The following is a 16,510-nucleotide window of genomic DNA, read 5'->3' on the forward strand; positions in this document are numbered from 1 at the left end:
TGGGGTTCGGCTGACCGGACGACAGGCGGCACCCGGCGTCACGCCGCCAGCAGCCAGGTGAGGCAGGCGAGGCCGGCTGCGACGCAGTAGATGGCGAACGGGGTCAGGGTGCCCTTCTCGAAGTAGCGGGTCAGGAAGCGCACGGACAGGTAGGCCGCCGCGCCCGAGGCGAGGCTGCCGACCAGGACCTGACCTCGGATGCCGTCGCCGAGCGGGCCGAACAGGTCCGGGAGCTTCAGCACGCCGGCGGCGAGGATGACCGGGGTGGCCAGCAGGAACGAGAACCTGGCGGCGTCCTCGTGGGACAGCCCTCTGAGCAGGCCGGCGCCGAGGGTGACGCCGGAGCGGCTGATGCCGGGCAGCAGGGCGAGCACCTGGGCGGCGCCGACGAGCGTCGTCCCGGTGAACGTCTCCGCAGCGATCCGCCGGTCCGAAGTGATGCCGCCGTCCTCATTGATGGGGTGGGCCTTGTCGGTCGCCGCCGATCGGCGGCGAAGGCGTTCGGCGCCGTAGAGCAGGATGCCGTTGACGGTCAGGAAGATCGCCGCCGGCACGGGCCGGCCGAGCACGGTGCGGAACGTGTGCTCCAGGAGCAGGCCGGTAACCCCGACCGGAATGGTCGCCAGAATGATCATCCAGGCCAGCCGCTCGTCCGGCGCCTGCACCCGCCGGTGCCGTACCGAGGTGGCGAAGCCGGTGACGATGCGCAGCCAGTCACGCCAGAAGTACGCGAGCAGCGCGAGGGCCGTGGCCACGTGCAGGCCCACGACGAAGGCCAGGTACGGCGACTCGGGCGAAGCCACGTTGAGGTCCTGGGCCCAGCGTCCGCCGAGCAGGGCCGGCAGCAGGATGCTGTGGCCCAGGCTCGACACCGGGAACAGCTCGGTCACGCCTTGCAGGAGGCCGATGACGATCGCCTCGGGATAGGTCAGGTGATGCACGTCGGGCATTCTGGCCGGGCGATGCTGAGAAATTCATGAACGCACGTCGCGGCGGGCCCGCGCCCGGCCGCGCAGCAGCTCGACGGCGATCGGCACCGTTCCCACAAAGCGCTCCAAGCGCAGGCCTACCTAACCTCCGTCAATCTCCTGCATCGTGTAGGAGATTGTCGAGCCAGCCGTTCACCTACATGTTGTAGGAGTATGGACTGCGGGCCGTCGGGCCGTAACCGCGGCGGCCGACACTCCGGACAGCCATCTCGCCCCCGGAGGAGCCCGCCATGCGCACCCAACTGTCCGTCGGCCTGACCGCGGCCGGAGCTGCCCTGATCATGGGCGTGGTCCTGGCCACCGGCGGCTCGTCGCCGGCCCTCGCCGACGGCAACCACGACGACCGCTCCCGCGGAGCGACCTTCGACGTCGGTCTCTTCGGCGACATGCCCTACGGCGACTACGGCCGGTCCCACATCGCCAACCTCGTCGCCGACATGAACGACGCCCGCCTCGCCTTCTCGGTCTTCGACGGCGACACCAAGAACGGCAGCGAACCCTGCTTCGCCGACCCGCACCCGACCGACCCGAACAACCCCACCCCGGACAAGGCGATCGCCGACGCGACCCACCCGGACGTGTACAAGTACACGAAGCACCTCTTCGGCCAGTTCCAGGCTCCGGTGGTCTACACACCCGGCGACAACGAGTGGACCGACTGCGACCGGCCGAGCACCCTCGGCGGCCTGATCTCCGACTCCAGCGACCGGCTGGCCTACCTGCGTTCGATCTTCTTCACCACGAACCTCAGCCAGGGCCGCCACCCGATGAGCGTGACCCGGCAGAGCGCCGCCTACCCGGAGAACGCCCGCTGGTCGCGCGGCCCGGTCACGTTCATCACCGTCAACATCCCCGGCAGCGACAACAACTTCGCCGACGGCGGCAAGAACGGCCCCGCCGCGGAGGGCCAGGCCGAGTACGCGGCCCGCAACGCGGCCAACCTGGAGTGGCTGCGCGCCGGTTTCGCCGCCGCGAAGGCCGCCCGCAGCAAGGGCGTCATGATCATCACGCAGGCCGACATGTGGGACCCGACCGCGGTACAGACCCACTACGCGGACACCAAGAAGGAGCTGTTCCTGCAGACCACCGCCTTCAACGGCCGGGTGGTCCTGGTCAACGGCGACAGTCACAGCTTCGAGATGGACAAGCCCCTCACCGACTACGCCACCACCAACGCCGCCGGCCTCGCGGGCCCGAACGTAGTCGAGAACTTCACCCGCGTGACCACGTTCGGCGAGGCCCAGAACCACTGGGTGAGCGCCACCGTCGACGCCCGCGACCCGAACGTCTTCGCCTTCGAGCAGCACCTGGTCGCGGCGAACCTTCCGGCCTACACCCCGCCCGCCTGACGGGTGACGACCCTCGACACGCCGGGTCCTGCGCAGGTGCCTTCAGCGGGCTGCTGACGCACGTCCGGGACCGGTTCGCCGCCGCCGGGCTCATCACCTCCTGAAGCCGTTGCCCACCGACCGCAGCAGCGCCCCGGCGGCGACGGACGTCAGGGCGACCGTCAGCATGGTGCTCAGGGCGATCCCGGTGACCGGCAGGCTCGCCGCAGCGGACGGGACGGTGACCGCGAGCGCGAGGGTGTGCGTGAGGCCGTTGCTGTCGACGCCGAGCGCGATCAGGTTGTGGGCGCCCGCGGCGAGGTCCGCCGGCACGGTCACCGGCTGTTCCACGTCCCCGGCGGCGTCGGCGACGGCGGTCGCGAGGACCTTCGGCGTCGAGTACACGGCGATGGTCACCGTCGAGTGGGGGGCGAACCCGTGCCCGACGACCACGATGCGCTGGCCGGGGGCGGCGGTGCTGATGTCGCCCTGGTCGGTGGTGAGCTCGGCGGCGGACGACGGCGGGGCGGCCGGTAGCGGCGGGGTCGTCGGGGTCACCGCGGCGGACACGCCCGCTGCGGAGTCGCGGCCGAACGTGCCCTTGGCGACGACGGACACGGTGTAGCTGGTGCCGGCGATCGCGCCGAGGACGCATCCGGTGCCGGTGGGGCCGGTCTCGCAGGTGGCCGGCCCGGGCGTGGCGGTGACGAGGTAGCCGCCGATGCCGGAGCCGGCGGCGGCAGCGGTCCAGCTGACCGTGATGGAGGCGGTGCCGCCCTGGACGGTGACGACCGGCGCGGCCGGTGCGACGCTCGGGGTCACGGTGGCGGGGCTGCTCGGCGAGGAGTCGAGGTCGCCGCTGGCCAGGACGGTGATCGTGTAGCCGGTGCCGTTGGCGAGCCCCACGATGGTGCAGGTGAGCGCGGGGGCGGCGGCCTGGCAGCGCAGGGTCGGGCCGCTCCCGGTGGTGGGGACGGCGGCCGCGTGGAACGTGACGGACTGCGCGGCCGAGGTCCAGGTGACGACCGCCTGCCCGTCGCCGGGCACGACCGAGGCGATCGTGGGCGCCGCCGGTGCGTCGGCGGCGGTCACCGGCGTGGCGTCGGTGGATTCGCTGCCGGTGCCGGCGGCGTTCGTTGCGGTGACGCGGACCCGGTAGGCGGCGCCCGCCTCGAGGCCGCCGAGGACGCACGGGCTGGCCGCCGGCGCCGCGCAGGGACCGGTGGTGACGCTCGTGTACGGGCCGCCGTTCTTGGACAGCGTGACGCGGAAGCCGGTCGCCGGGGCGGTGCTGCTGCTCGGGTATGTCCACGTGACCCGCAGCGAGCGCGCGCCGGCGAGGGTGAGCGCCGGGGTTCCCGGCGGGCCCGGCGTCGTGATCGCGGTGACCTCGCCGGACGGCACGGACTGGCTGCCTTCCAGGACGCCTGAGACCGCGGAGATCGTGAAGTGGTACGCCTGGCCCGGTGCCAGCCCGGTGACGGTGCACGGGCTCGAGGTGGGCGCGGCGGCGCAGGTACCCGCGGCGACGGCGGTGTACGGGCCGCCGGTGGAGCTGTACACCTTGAACCCGGTCGTGGCCTCGGACGGCCCGGACCAGGCGACGGTCACGGTGCCGGACCCGGTGACGGTCACGCTCGTCGGGGTCGGGGCGCCCGGCGCGGCGACCGCGACCACACCGGTCGACGGGTTCGACGCCGAGCCGGTGCCGGCGGCGTTGCTTGCGACGATCTGGAAGCGGTACGAGGTGCCGCCGGTCAACCCGGTCACGGTGCAGGGGCTGGTGACCGGGCCGGTGAAACACGTGCCTGCGGCGGCCGCGGCGAACGAGCCGGCGCCGGCGGAGACGAGGACCTGGTAGGTGCTGGCCGGGGCGCCCGCGGTGGACGGGTCGGTCCAGGTGACGGTCATCGTCCCGTCGCCGGTGGCGGCGCCGCTGACGGTGCCGGGCGGCGCCGGTGGCTCGATCGCGGTCGCGGAGACCGCCGGATTCGACGCCGCGCCCTCGGCGGCGCTGAGGACCGCGGCGACGGTGAAGTAGTACGCCTGGCCGGGGGTGCCGGTGAACGTGCAGGAGGTGCCCGTGGGGGCGGCGCAGGTGCCGGACGCGACGGCGGTGAACGGTCCGCCGGAGTTGGTGGCCTGGTAGACGACGTAGGAGTCGGCGCCGCCGCCGGGTGCGGTCCACTGCAGGCCGATGGCGCCGGTGCCCGCGGTGACCTGGGCGCTGACGCCGGACGGGGCGGGCGGGCCGAGGGTGGAGATCTCGATCGAGCCGGTGTTGTAGTTGTCGGCGTTGGTGTATGTGGGAGCGGCGTCCTGCCTGGTCGCGTCGACGTAGCTGGAGCCGCCGCCACCGGGACCGCCGACGGAACCGCCGGAGTTCGTCCCGCCGCCCCCGCCGCCGCCGTAGTAGCCGCCTCCGCCGCCGCTCCCGCCGACCGTTCCGGTGCCGCCGGCGCCACCGGTGCCCTGCGCACCGGCGGATCCGGCGCCCGCACCGCTCGCTGCTGTGCCGCCCGCGCCGCCGCCGACCTGGGTGCCCGGGCCGCCTTCACGGCCGAAGTTGCTGCCGACGCCGGAGGTGTTGTAGGCGGGCATGGCGGGCTTGCCGCCGCCGCCACCGTCGTAGTTGACGCCGCCGCCACCGCCGCCGGCCACGACCGTGCGGTCGCCGGCGGCGCAGCTGAGGGTCGCGGCGCAGGTGCCCTGCCGGATGTCGGACGCACCGCCGCCGTTGCCGCCGCCGGACGTTGCCGAGCCGCCGCCGTTCCAGCCGCCCGAGCCGCCGACCATCACCTGGATCGTGCCGCCCAGTGACGGCGGGGTGGTGATCACGACGGACACCACGCCGCCGGGTCCGCCGTTGCCGCCGGCGCCCTGCGCACCCTTGAGGACCACCTGCAGTTTCGTGGCACCGGCCGGGATCGTGTACGTCTGCGGCGCACCGGTGTAGGAGAACGAGGTGGGACCGCTGGCGGCCGCCGGGCTCGCCGCCGCGGTGATCAACACGCCGGTGCTCAGCGTGGTGGCGAGGACGGCGACGATGCCCGAGACGAATTTACGCATGGCGAAGAGACACTCCGTTACGTTAAGTGCTCAGAACGTAACGCATTGTGTCGTTCGCCGTTGGACTTCACGGATCTTGTTCCCCGGCCGGTGCCACCGCGGAGGTCCGGACATGGACATGGTTCACAGCATGGACCGGTCCGCTCGGCGCTGGGCGCGCGGCGGCACACGATGACGGGCGTCCGGTGAGCCGCCGGGCGACCGACATCAAGGAGGTTCCATGCGCAAAGCGTTCGTCGCCGCAGCCGTCGCGGCACTCGGGGTCGCGTTGCTGCCCGCGACCGCGGCACACGCCTCTCAGCAGCTCACCTACTTCGAGACCGCCGCCAACGTCGTCTTCGTGCCGGCGTGCACGCCGACGCCGGTCGACCCGACCTGCGACCCGCGCGGTGCGGGCAGCTGGTTCAGCTCGACCGGGCCGCTGAGCCTGACTCAGGGCGGCGCCGCGGTGGGTTCGGTGAGCACGTTCTGCCTCACCACCCGCAAGGTCGGCGCCGACTACTACGGCACCTGCACCGACGTCCTGTACACCCCGGCCGGTGTCTTCGAGGCGACCGGCGAGATCAACGAGAGCGCGCTGGAACGGTTCGTGCCGCAGCAGCTGCCGCTCACCAAGAACCACACCGGCACGCTCACGGTGCAGCAGGTCGTGTACCCCGACGTGTTCGTGCTGACGGTCAACGCGAACTGAGGCGGGACTTCGCGCTCCGTAGGCCGGGCAGCGCCGCCCGGCCTACGGGTGCCGGTAGGCGAGGAGAACCCGGTCGACGACCCGGGCGGCGAACGCCGGGTCGACCGTGCCCTGCGAGACGGTGCGCCGGTGGAAGATCGGCCCGGCGATCAGGTCGAGCACCTCGGCCGGGTCGGTGCCGGCCGGCAGCTCGCCGCGCCGGATGCCCCTGGTGATCACGTCGAGGATGACGGCGTGGCGCAGCTCGGCCTCGCGCCGGTGCAGCGCGGCGTAGGACGGCTCGCGTTCCGCCGCGTCCATCAGGGCGAGCATCAGCCCCGCGGCCGGCCCGGTGGACAGGGCTCGGGCCAGGCCGGTGGTGAGCTCGACGAGGTCGTCGCGCAACGTGCCGGTGTCGGGGTCGGCGGGTGGCCGCAGGACGGCGGCGAAGGCGTCGAGCACGAGCTCGGCCTGGCCCGGCCACTGGCGGTAGATCGTGGTCCGGGCGACGCCGGACCGTTCCGAGACGGCTTCGATGGTGGTGGCGGCGATGCCGCGTTCGGTGAGCAGTTCCAGCGCCGTCGCGATGACGGCGGCGCGGCTGCGCTGCACGCGGGGGTCGGTGCTTCTCGGGATGAACGGGTCCTGGCGTGCCACCCGTTCACCGTATCGGCGGCTGAGCACCCGGCGAGCGGGAATCCAGGTCGAGATAGAGCACGGACAATCCGTCGCGGGTCGCCGCGGTTGCCAGCTCGTCCAGGGTGGGGGTGCGGGGGACGTTGATGCGGATGCCCATCCTGCGGCCCGCCTTCTCGTGCCCGACGGCCTCGATGAGGTCCCGGTAGAGCTGGGCGACGGTCTGCGGGTCCTCGATCAGCTCGGCGCCGGCCTTGCGCCGCTCGCCGAGCAGGGTGACCGCGACGTCGGAGCGGCCGCGGAGGTTGACCCGCCAGCCGGAGTTGGTCAGCACCAGCAGCCGGCCGTCCTCCAGGGTCCGGTAAGCGACCGGAAACACCAGGCTCCGTCCGGTTTTGCGGCCGGTGACGTGCAGCAGCATGAGGTGGCGGCCGACGCCCCGGGCCCGGCGCGGTGAGGACAGCAGGCCGCGCATGACGCGGTTGACCAGTCGGTACGGGGTCTTCGGTGGCTGGACGCGTTCGACCGCAGGTCGCTGCTGGATGCTCACCCCGCCAGCGTAACGCTACGCGAGTGTAGCGAAAACTGGCAGGCCCGCCAATCCTGTGCGCCATCGAATATGCGGTGAAAGACGTCAATTCCGGCGAACTTATTTCCGGATCTCTAAAACTTTTGTTCAACAGATCCAAAACTATGGACTCGGTCATCGAAAGTGCCCTATCGTCCGAGTCCATCACGCGATGCCTCAAGGGTGTTCGTCGTCGGCGTCGACGACCCCGGGCTCGGATGATCGGCTGCCGCCCAACCCGCCAGACCCCGCCAGACCCGGTCGGCCGCCGAACCCACCCACCCCTTTCAGGAGGAATCATGGGCACCCGACTGCTGCGCCGACTTCGCAGTCCTGTCCTCGGATCGTTCGCGCTCGTCCTCACCGCCGGCCTCTGGGTCGCGCCCGCCGCCGCGGCCCCCGCCCAGGAGCCGGGCGTCACACTGCGGGTCTTCGACGTGCAGACACCCCTCAACGAGCTGTGCACCCTCAAGGCCGCGCAGACCCCGAACGTCGACAAGCTGATGCCCACCATCGACTGGACCTCGGTCAGCGACTTCGGCCAGGACAACTTCTTCGTCGCCCAGGTCCTCGGCAACGTCAACATCAGCGCCGCCGGCAGCTACACCTTCCGGCTCACCAGCGACGACGGGTCCCGGCTGCTGATCGACAACTCCACCGTCATCAACCACGACGGGTTGCACGGGCCGCTGCCCAAGGAGGGCACCGTCAGCCTGACCACCGGGCTGCACGCGCTGCGGATCGACCACTTCGAACGCGACGGCGGTCAGCAGATCACCCTGGAATGGAAGACCCCGGGCTCGTCCTCGTTCGTGCTGGTGCCCAACTCGGCGCTGAGCACCGACGCCGGGGTGGTGCGGGTGACCGCGCCGGGCCGCAAGGAGTGCGAGGGCGGCGCCGACTCGCCCGGCGACGGGCTGCCGCTCACCTCGGTCCACCCCAGCTACACGCTGACCGACCTGCGCCCGTCCGGCTTCGAGCCGCAGGTGACCGGCTTCGACTGGTTCCCCGACGGCCGCCTGGCCGTGGCCACCTGGGGCGGCTCCCTGAACACCGCGGGCGAGGTGTGGATCCTGGGCAACGTCACCGGCGCCACCAGCGCCGCCCAGGTGACCCGGACCCGGGTCGCCAGCGGCCTGCAGGAGCCGATGGGCGTGAAGATCGTCGACGGGAAGATCTACGTCTCGGAGAAGTCCAGGCTCACCGAGCTCAACGACACCAACGGCGACGGCGTCACCGACCAGTACCGCACCGTCGCCACCTGGCCGTTCGGCGGCAACTTCCACGAGTTCGCGTTCGGCCTGCTGTACCAGGACGGGTTCTTCTACCTGAACCTGTCGGTGTCCATCAACTACGGCGGCGCCACCACCGACCCGCAGCCGGCCCCGAACCGCGGCACCACCATCAAGATCGACCGCAACACCGGCGCGGTCACCTACGTCGCCGGCGGGCTGCGCACACCGCACGGCATCGGCTGGGGCCCGGAGAACAGCCTGCTCGTCACCGACAACCAGGGCGGCTGGCTGCCGTCGTCGAAACTGCTGCACATCAAGCAGGGCCGGTTCTTCAACCACTACATGAACCCGGCCGGCCCGTTCGACGGCACCGCGGTCACCCAGCCGGTGATCTGGTTGCCGCAGAACGAGATCGGCAACTCGCCCAGCACGCCGGTCCTGCTGACGCAGGGGACGTTCGCCGGGCAGCTGGCCATCGGTGACGTCACCTACGGCGGCCTGCAGCGGGCGTACCTGGAGAAGGTCAACGGCGAATACCAGGGCGCGCTGTTCCGCATGACGCAGGGCCTGGAGGCCGGGGTCTCCGAGGTCAGCCTGGGCCCGGACGGCGCCCTGTACACCGGCGGCCTGCACGGCGGCGGCAACTGGGGCCAGGACGGCAAGCTCAGCTACGGCCTGCAGAAGCTCACCCCCAACGGCACCAACACCTTCGACATCCTGGCGATGCGGGCGCAGTCCGGCGGGTTCGAGATCGAGTACACCAAGCCGGTGTCCGCGGAGACGGCGGCAGCCCTGGCCGGCAAGTACCGGGTCAAGCAGTGGCGATACGTGCCGACCGCGGCCTACGGCGGCCCGAAGGTCGACGAGGAGACCCTGACCGTCACCTCGGCGACGCTGTCGGCCGACGGCAAGAAGGTCACCCTCGCCATCGACGGGCTCAAGGCCGGCCGGGTCGTCTACGTCCGCTCGCCCCGGCCGTTCAGCTCCACCGACGGTCAGGCGCTGTGGAGCACCGAGGCCTGGTACACGCTCAACGCCATCCCCGGCGGCACCCAGCCGGCCGGCAACCTCGCCCTGAACAAGCCGGCCACCGCCGACAGCTCCTGCGCCGCGTCCGAGGGCCCGGCCCAGGCGGTCAACGGCAGCGTCTCCGGCGGCAACGGTGACAAGTGGTGCTCCCTCGGTGCCGGCAAGTACCTGCAGGTCGACCTCGGCGCGAGCTACAACGTCAACCGGTTCGTCGTGCAGCACGCCGGCGCCGGCGGCGAGAACACCGCCTGGAACACCCGCGACTTCACCATCCAGACCAGCACCGACGGCACCAACTGGACGACCAGGACGACGGTGACGGCCAACACGGCCAGCACCACCACCCACGACATCACCGCAGTCGGGGCCCGCTACGTCCGGTTGAACGTCAGCACCCCGGCCAGCGACGGCAACCTCGCCGCCCGCATCTACGAGCTGGAGGTGTACGGCGCCGCCAGCACCGGAGGGGCCGGCACCATCACCGGCATCGGCGGCAAGTGCATCGATGTGAACAACTCCGGCACCGCCGACGGCACCAAGATCCAGCTGTGGACCTGCAACGGCACCGGCGCGCAACAGTGGACCCGCACCGGCGACACGTTCAGCGCCCTGGGCAAGTGCCTGGACGTGGACAACGGCGGCACCACCAACGGCACGCTCGTGCAGCTGTGGACGTGCAACGGCTCCGCCGCCCAGGTCTGGCAGCCACAGGCCAACGGCTCCATCCTCAACCCGCAGTCGGGCAAGGTCCTCGACGCCGCCGGCGTCAGCTCCGCCGACGGCACCCAGATCCACATCTGGGAGTTCGCCAACGGCGACAACCAGAAGTGGGTGTTCAACGGCGGCGCGGGCAGCACCCGGACCCAGCTGTTCGACGGCACCAACCTCAACAACTGGCAGCTGTCCGACGGCAGCGCCGCGACCTGGCCGGTCTCCGGCGGCTCGGCCGAGGTCCTCGGCGGCGACATCCGCTCCAAGCAGTCCTTCGGCGACTTCAAACTCCACATCGAGTTCTGGCTGCCGAACCTGCCCGGCGACGTCACCGGACAGCAGCGCGCCAACAGCGGCATCTACCTGCAGGACCGCTACGAGCTGCAGGTGCTGGACACCTACGGCAAGGCCACCCTCGCCAACAACGACTGCGCCGGCTTCTACCTCAAGCACGCGGCCACCAGCAACGCCGGCACCGCACCGGAGACCTGGCAGACCTACGAGATCACCTTCACCGCAGCCAGGTACAACGGCACCACCAAGACGGCCAACGCCCGCGCCACCGTCGTGTGGAACGGCGTGACCGTGCACAACAACGTCGAGCTCGACGGACCCACCGGAGCCGGGGCCGCCGAGGGCCCGACCGGCGGGCCGATCCGCCTGCAGGACCACGGCGACCCGGGCGCCAACGTCCGCTACCGCAACATCTGGATCGAACCCGCGTAACCCGGCACCGCACGCCACCCCTGCGTCCCCGCCGGAGGAGCGCAGGGGTGGCCGCGGAGATCCACTCAAGAGCGGCGCCCCACGACCGAATTGAACGCAGTGAGGAGGTGGGCCGCCGGGTACGTCGCCGTGAGCGTGGTGCTCATGGCCCTGATCGTCGCGGGCCCACCGGCGGCGGTGGTCGTCGCCGGGGTCCTGACCGGCCTGGTCGGCGTCGCCGCGATCGTCATCGGCGTCCGGGTGCACCGGCCGCGGCGGCCGGCGATCTGGCTGATCCTGGCCGGAGCCGTCGGGTGCACGTCGTTTCCGAAGATGCTGACCAGTGGCGCGGCCTTGCACGGCCCGACGATCCTGGTGTCGGTGCTGGGCAACCTCGGCTTCCTCGTCGCACCGCTGCTCCTGGCGCGGGTGCGCGGCGGCAAGGACCGCGAGGAGGCGTTCGACGGCTGGATCCTGGCCCTGTCCTTCGCGGTCGCCCTGCGGCAGTTCCTCCTCGCCGGGCAGCCGGACCAGGCGGTCGTGCCGCAACAGGTGGTGCTGGTGCTCACCGTGAGCGCCAGTGTGACCCTCGCGGCGTGCCTGCGCCTGGTCTTTCTCGCGCGACGGTCACCGAGCGCCTGGCTGCTGCTGCTCGGCTCCGTCGCCGGGCAGCTCATCGGCATCTCCCTCGCCATGACCAACAGTGGCATCATCGGTTCCGTCGTCGGCGCCGACGTCCTCGCCGGGCTCAGCCGCCTGCTGCTGGGCGCGGCCGCGCTCGCTCCGGGCATGGTCCGCATGACCGTGCCCGGCGACCGTCGCGGCGACCTGCCCTACGCCAGGGTCGTGCTGCTCGGCATCGCCCTGTCGCTGGCCATCGTCGGGGTGTTCATCCAGGCCGGCGGCGACCAGCTGACCTCCTTCGGCGGCCTTGGCGTGCTCAGCGTCGTCGTGCTGCTCATCGTCAGGGTGATCCAGCTGATCAACGGCCGGGAACGGGCCCGGCGCCTGCACGCCCTCGTGGCGCAGCTCGGCACGAGGGCACTGGCCGAGGACGACGAGCACCGGCTGCTGCAGTACATCGTCGAGCAGGTCAGGGTGGCAATGTCCGCCGAGGCCGTCGTGCTGCTCACCGACGACGAGCACGGGACACCGCACCTCGCGACCGCTGACGGGTCCCCGGCCGGCTCCAGTGCGACGCTGACCGTGGCGCTGGCCGAGGGCGGCCGGCTGCAGATCCAGCGTTCCGGCCGACGGCGGCGCTTCTCCGTCGACGAACGCTTCAGCGCCGAGGCCGTCGGCGTCACCATCTCCAGCGCCCTGCGCCGCTACCGCTCCGAGGCGCAGGCCCGGTACGCCGCGATGCACGACCCCCTCACCGGCCTGCCGAACCGGGCCCAGTTCCTGGCCCGCCTGGACGCCGCGCTCGCCGGCGCCGGCGGCGGCTCGGTGGCCCTGCTGTTCGTCGACCTCAACCGGTTCAAGGACATCAACGACACCCTCGGCCACCGCGCCGGGGACGACCTGCTGGTCACGGCCGCGGAGCGGATGCGCGCGGAGGTGCCGGACGGCGGTTTCGTCGCCCGGCTGGCCGGCGACGAGTTCGTGGTGCTGGTGCAGGACCCGGCCGCCGCCGCACCCGCGGAGCAGGTCGCCCGGCGCCTCCGGGCGGTGCTGGACGAGCCGTTCGTGCTGACGGCCGGGGTGGCGCAGATCGGTGGCAGCGTCGGCGTGGCCGTCCACCGCGCGGGGGAGTCGACCGAGCAGCTGCTGCACCGCGCGGACCTCGCCATGTATCAACGCAAACGCGAGGCGTCGCGACGGTAGGGGCGGTATCGAAGTGGGGGTCGGAGCGAGGCCCGCCGCAGCCCGGCCATCCTAGGGTCACAGGTAGGGCTGGCTGGCGGCCTCGATCGCGGCGAGGCGCTGCCCGGCGGCCGGCCCGAGCCGGTCGATGAGCCCGGCGACGAGCGCTTCGAGCAGGGCGAGCGACGGCACGAAGCTGTCATACAGCGACGGCGAGTCGACCCGGCTGGGCAGCACCACGTCGGCGAGGCCGGAGATGGGCGACAGCCACCGGTCGGTGCACAGGATGATCCGCGCGCCCTGCTGGGTGACGGTGCGGGCGAGCTCCAGCGTGGGCTGCTCGTAGCGGCGGAAGTCGAACAGCACGAACAGGTCCCGGCGCCCGACGTCGACGAGGGCGTCGACCCGCTGCACCGGGCCGGTGGGGAGCATCCGGCTGTTGCCGCGGATCTGCATGAGGTGCAGGACGAGGTACTCGGCGAGCAGCGAGGAGAACCGGCCGCCGTGCGCGGTGACCCGCAGCTGCTGGTCGGCGATGAGCCGCACGGCATGGTCGAGCTCGGCGTCGGGGAGTTCGGCGAGCGTCTCGGCGACGGCAGTCGGCAGCACGGCCGCGGCGCGGGCGAGCGGGCCGTCGGCCGGTTCGTCGGCGCTGTACGCCGACAGCGGCGAGGTCTCGCGTTCGGCGAGCTCGTCACGCAGGGCGCGTTGGAAGTCGGGGTAGCTGCCGAACCCGAGGCGGGTCAGGAACCGCAGGACGGTCGGGGCGCTGACCTTGGCCCGTTCGGCGAGGGTGGCGACCGTTTCGAGGCCGGCGGTCGGGTAGGCGGCGAGCAGCACACGGCCGACCCGGCGCTCGGCTGGGCTGCACTCGCCCAGCCGAGCCCGGATGATGCCCGCGACACCGACGGTCTGCGTCATGGGACCAGCGTAGACAACACTCAGATCGTGATCGTGCACGTGTAGTCGGCGGTGCCGCTGCCGCTGTAGGCCTCGACATCGAGGTACAGCGTCGCGGAGCCGCTGCCGGTGTTGGTGTAGGTGACGGATTCGTCGGTGCCGGCGCCGTCGTTGACGGAGCGGGTCAGCGTGCTGCCGCCGCTGTTGAGCAGGTAGATGTCGGCGTCGTAGGCGCTGGGCACGGCGCAGGCCGCGGTGAGCGTGCGCCCGGCGGCGAGGGTGAGCTTGAAGTAGTCGCGGTCGCCGCTGGTGGCGAGGTCGCCGGTGACGGTCACCGGGACGGTGACGGTGTTGGCGGCGCTGCGGCTGTTGTTCGGTTCCGTCTCGGTGACCTGGGACGGGTTGCCGCCTCCGCCGCCACCGCCGCCGCTGCAGTCGGTGACCGGGGTGCCGGAGTACAGGCTGCCGCTCGGGGTGCCGTTGGTGACGCTCTTGAGGTAGTAGCCGCAGGTGGGGCGGGTCTTGAAGTCGAACGTGCCGCCGGGGGTGACCCGCCAGATCTTGTAGTCGGAGTAGGTGAGGGACTGCCCGGCGGTGGCCCGCTCGGGGGTGTGGTCGCCGAGCACGATGTAGGCGTCCTGCCCGGCGAGGGTGGCCAGGCCGTTGCGGTCGATGACGAACGAGCCGCCCTCCTCGATGCCGACGCCCCACGCCTTCCCGGCGGTGGTGCGCCCATCGGCGATGGCGCGGGCGACGAAGGCCATGGTGCGGCCCATCCGGTCGCGGGTGACGAAGTGCGAGTCGTTGATGGTGTTGAGGTAGTTCGGCCAGCCGAACATGCCGGTGGTGAAGGTCATGGCGGCGCTGTACGGGTCGGCGAGCGCGGTCGCCGACGTGGCGCTGCCACCGCACGCGTCGTACACGATGTCGCTGTTGATGTGCAGGCCGGCGCTGCCGCCACCGCTGCCGCCGCCCTTGGCGACCACCGACTCGACGGAGGCCTCCAGCGCGGTGCCCTTCCAGGCCGCGTAGCGGCACTGGTCGCCGCCGGCGAAGTAGACGAACTCGGCGTTGCGGATGTCGGTGTTGACCTGGCTGTTGTTGCCGTCGGACGCGGCGGTGAGGGTGAGGGTGGTGCAGGAGTTGACGCCGGTCAGGCCGATGATGGCATCGCATTCCGGGGTGGTGGAACCAGATCCGGCGATGACGACGACGTCGAGGGTGCCGGTGCCGCCGCGGATCGCGTTCAGCGCGGTGGTCATCGTGGCCGGCACGACCGCGCCGGAGCCGTTCATCACGAACGACGGGCCGCTCCAGGTGCCGCGGGTGACGTCGCTGGTGCTGCCCTGCCGGACTCGGGTGACCGATGCGTGTGCGGCGGTGGCGCCGAGGGGGACGAGGGCCGTGGTGGTCAGCAGTGCGGCTGTGCAGAGCCGGGCTAGATGCATGACGCCTCCGGGAGGGTCGAGCGGTGGGGTGAAACGTACGTTACATAAGTTCTTCGATTTGTTAAAGATGTGCTTGCTGTTACATCGGCGGTGATCGTAGGGTAGTGGCGCACGGTCCGCCCTCTCACGGTTCGTCGGAGGAGCAACCATGCCCAGAAAACGCTTGCCGGCCGCGTTGGCCGGCGTCTGCATCGCTCTCGCGCTCTCGGTGCTGCCGGCGTCAGCGGCGTCCGCCCACCATCCGCAGGATGATGGCGGCAGCCTGGTGCTCGTCGGCGGCGGCCTGTCCGACGACAACGCGGCGGTCTACGGCGACATCGTCCGCCTCGCCGGCGGGCCGGGGCGCGCCCGGATCGGGATCGTCACCGCGGCGTCCTCGACGCCGGCCGAGGACCCCGACGCCGGTACACCCGACTGCAACAACAGCGTCTGCAACGGTGACTACTACGCGGCGCTGTTCGAGCGGTACGGCGCCCACGCCGAGTGGATCCCGATCGACCTCGACCACGTGTCCGCGGCCGACGACCCGTCGGTCGTGGCGCAGGTGCGGGGGCTGACCGGGTTCTTCTTCGGCGGCGGCGACCAGTATCGGTACGTGACCACCATGCGGCGGGCCGGCGGCACCGACTCCGCCGTGCTCGCGGCCATCAGAAGCCGGCTGCACGCCGGTGCGGTGGTCGCCGGCACCAGCGCCGGCGCGCAGATCCAGGCCGGCGCAGACATGCTCACCGGCGGCGAATCGTACGAAGGACTCCGCGACGGCAGCGCCGCGGGCTACTTCGACGACGCCAGCGTGCTGGGCTACCTGCCGGAGGGCGGCTTCGGCTTCTTCCGGGCCGGTCTGCTCGACACGCACTTCTCCACCCGTGGACGGCAGGGCCGCTCCATCCGGCTCGCCGCGGACACCCACCACAACCGGGTGTTCGGCCTCGACCAGGACACCGCACTCGAGGTGACCGGCGTGGGCACGCGGCGGGAGGCGATGCGGGTCATCGGCACGAGCGGTGTGCACGTGCTCGACCTGCGGGCCGCGAAGGTGGACCGGCGCACCGCTGGATGGGCGATCCGCGACGTGCGGTGGACCCGGCTGACCGCCGGCGACACCTACGACGCCGGCCGCTGGCGGCCGGCCAGCACCAGACCGCGGTCCCACGGGACCGGGGGATGCCAGGTGGGCCCGTCCGAGGACGTGTTCGGCGAGGATGTGCTGCCGACGCTCGCCCTCGGGCTGGTCGCCGGGTGCCGGCGCACCTCGGGCCGCACCTACGAGACGGGGCCGGCCTTCACGGTCGAGTTGACCAGGGGCCCCGGCTTCGCCGGATTCGGCACCGGTGACGCGGTCACGTTCACCGGCGTCTCGATCCGGATCAGCTGAAACAGCGAAGGGGCCCCGGTTTCCCGGGGCCCCTTCTCCAG

The 16,510-nt window shown here is 71.8% G+C and carries 11 protein-coding genes; 5 read left to right on the plus strand and 6 right to left on the minus strand.

Going from position 1 to position 16,510, the window contains the following annotated elements; genetic code table 11:
• Window positions 1–38: 38 nt before the first annotated feature.
• On the minus strand, window positions 39–941 hold the full coding sequence (locus Dsi01nite_RS41775) for an undecaprenyl-diphosphate phosphatase (RefSeq protein ID WP_239136566.1): 903 nt from the start codon (window positions 939–941) through the stop codon (window positions 39–41).
• A 278-nt stretch (window positions 942–1,219) separates the two neighbouring features.
• Here Dsi01nite_RS41775 and Dsi01nite_RS41780 point away from each other — a divergent pair, with 278 nt between their 5' ends.
• A complete protein-coding gene (locus tag Dsi01nite_RS41780; RefSeq protein ID WP_203851957.1) occupies window positions 1,220–2,338 on the plus strand; it encodes a hypothetical protein in 1,119 nt (372 codons plus the stop codon).
• Between the two features lie 93 nt (window positions 2,339–2,431).
• Here Dsi01nite_RS41780 and Dsi01nite_RS58510 read toward each other — a convergent pair whose 3' ends face one another.
• Window positions 2,432–5,386, minus strand: a complete 2,955-nt coding sequence (locus Dsi01nite_RS58510) for a fibronectin type III domain-containing protein (RefSeq protein ID WP_203851958.1) — start codon at window positions 5,384–5,386, stop codon at window positions 2,432–2,434.
• 220 nt (window positions 5,387–5,606) lie between these two features.
• Here Dsi01nite_RS58510 and Dsi01nite_RS41790 point away from each other — a divergent pair, with 220 nt between their 5' ends.
• Complete coding sequence (locus Dsi01nite_RS41790; protein ID WP_203851959.1) at window positions 5,607–6,077, plus strand: hypothetical protein; 471 nt, start codon at window positions 5,607–5,609, stop codon at window positions 6,075–6,077.
• Window positions 6,078–6,119: 42 nt separating this feature from the next.
• Here the strand turns inward: Dsi01nite_RS41790 and Dsi01nite_RS41795 are convergent, their stop codons facing one another.
• Window positions 6,120–6,713, minus strand: coding sequence for a TetR/AcrR family transcriptional regulator (locus Dsi01nite_RS41795; protein ID WP_239136567.1), 594 nt, complete (start codon window positions 6,711–6,713; stop codon window positions 6,120–6,122).
• A gap of 4 nt (window positions 6,714–6,717) precedes the next feature.
• Window positions 6,718–7,242, minus strand: a complete 525-nt coding sequence (locus Dsi01nite_RS41800; protein ID WP_203851960.1) for a nitroreductase/quinone reductase family protein — start codon at window positions 7,240–7,242, stop codon at window positions 6,718–6,720.
• Between the two features lie 317 nt (window positions 7,243–7,559).
• On the opposite strand from Dsi01nite_RS41800, the gene Dsi01nite_RS41805 reads away from it, so the two are divergent.
• Together Dsi01nite_RS41805 and Dsi01nite_RS41810 are read left to right on the plus strand one after the other, a co-directional pair.
• The gene (locus Dsi01nite_RS41805) at window positions 7,560–10,961 is read left to right on the plus strand and encodes a 3-keto-alpha-glucoside-1,2-lyase-like domain-containing protein (RefSeq protein WP_203851961.1); all 3,402 of its coding nucleotides are present in this window, start codon (window positions 7,560–7,562) and stop codon (window positions 10,959–10,961) included.
• Window positions 10,962–11,090: 129 nt separating this feature from the next.
• Complete coding sequence (locus Dsi01nite_RS41810; RefSeq protein WP_203851962.1) at window positions 11,091–12,767, plus strand: GGDEF domain-containing protein; 1,677 nt, start codon at window positions 11,091–11,093, stop codon at window positions 12,765–12,767.
• Between the two features lie 57 nt (window positions 12,768–12,824).
• On the opposite strand, the gene Dsi01nite_RS41815 is transcribed toward Dsi01nite_RS41810, so the two are convergent.
• Window positions 12,825–13,667 carry a MurR/RpiR family transcriptional regulator gene (locus Dsi01nite_RS41815; RefSeq protein ID WP_203851963.1) on the minus strand — a complete coding sequence of 281 codons (843 nt, stop codon included), beginning with the start codon at window positions 13,665–13,667 and terminating at the stop codon, window positions 12,825–12,827.
• Window positions 13,668–13,687: 20 nt separating this feature from the next.
• Window positions 13,688–15,094: a pre-peptidase C-terminal domain-containing protein gene (locus Dsi01nite_RS41820; protein ID WP_203851964.1), complete on the minus strand. Its 1,407-nt coding sequence runs from the start codon at window positions 15,092–15,094 to the stop codon at window positions 13,688–13,690.
• A gap of 148 nt (window positions 15,095–15,242) precedes the next feature.
• Here Dsi01nite_RS41820 and Dsi01nite_RS41825 point away from each other — a divergent pair, with 148 nt between their 5' ends.
• Complete coding sequence (locus Dsi01nite_RS41825; protein ID WP_203851965.1) at window positions 15,243–16,469, plus strand: cyanophycinase; 1,227 nt, start codon at window positions 15,243–15,245, stop codon at window positions 16,467–16,469.
• The last annotated feature ends 41 nt before the right edge of the window (window positions 16,470–16,510 follow it).

Source organism: Dactylosporangium siamense, from assembly GCF_016862795.1.
In the GTDB taxonomy this organism is placed as follows: domain Bacteria; phylum Actinomycetota; class Actinomycetes; order Mycobacteriales; family Micromonosporaceae; genus Dactylosporangium; species Dactylosporangium siamense.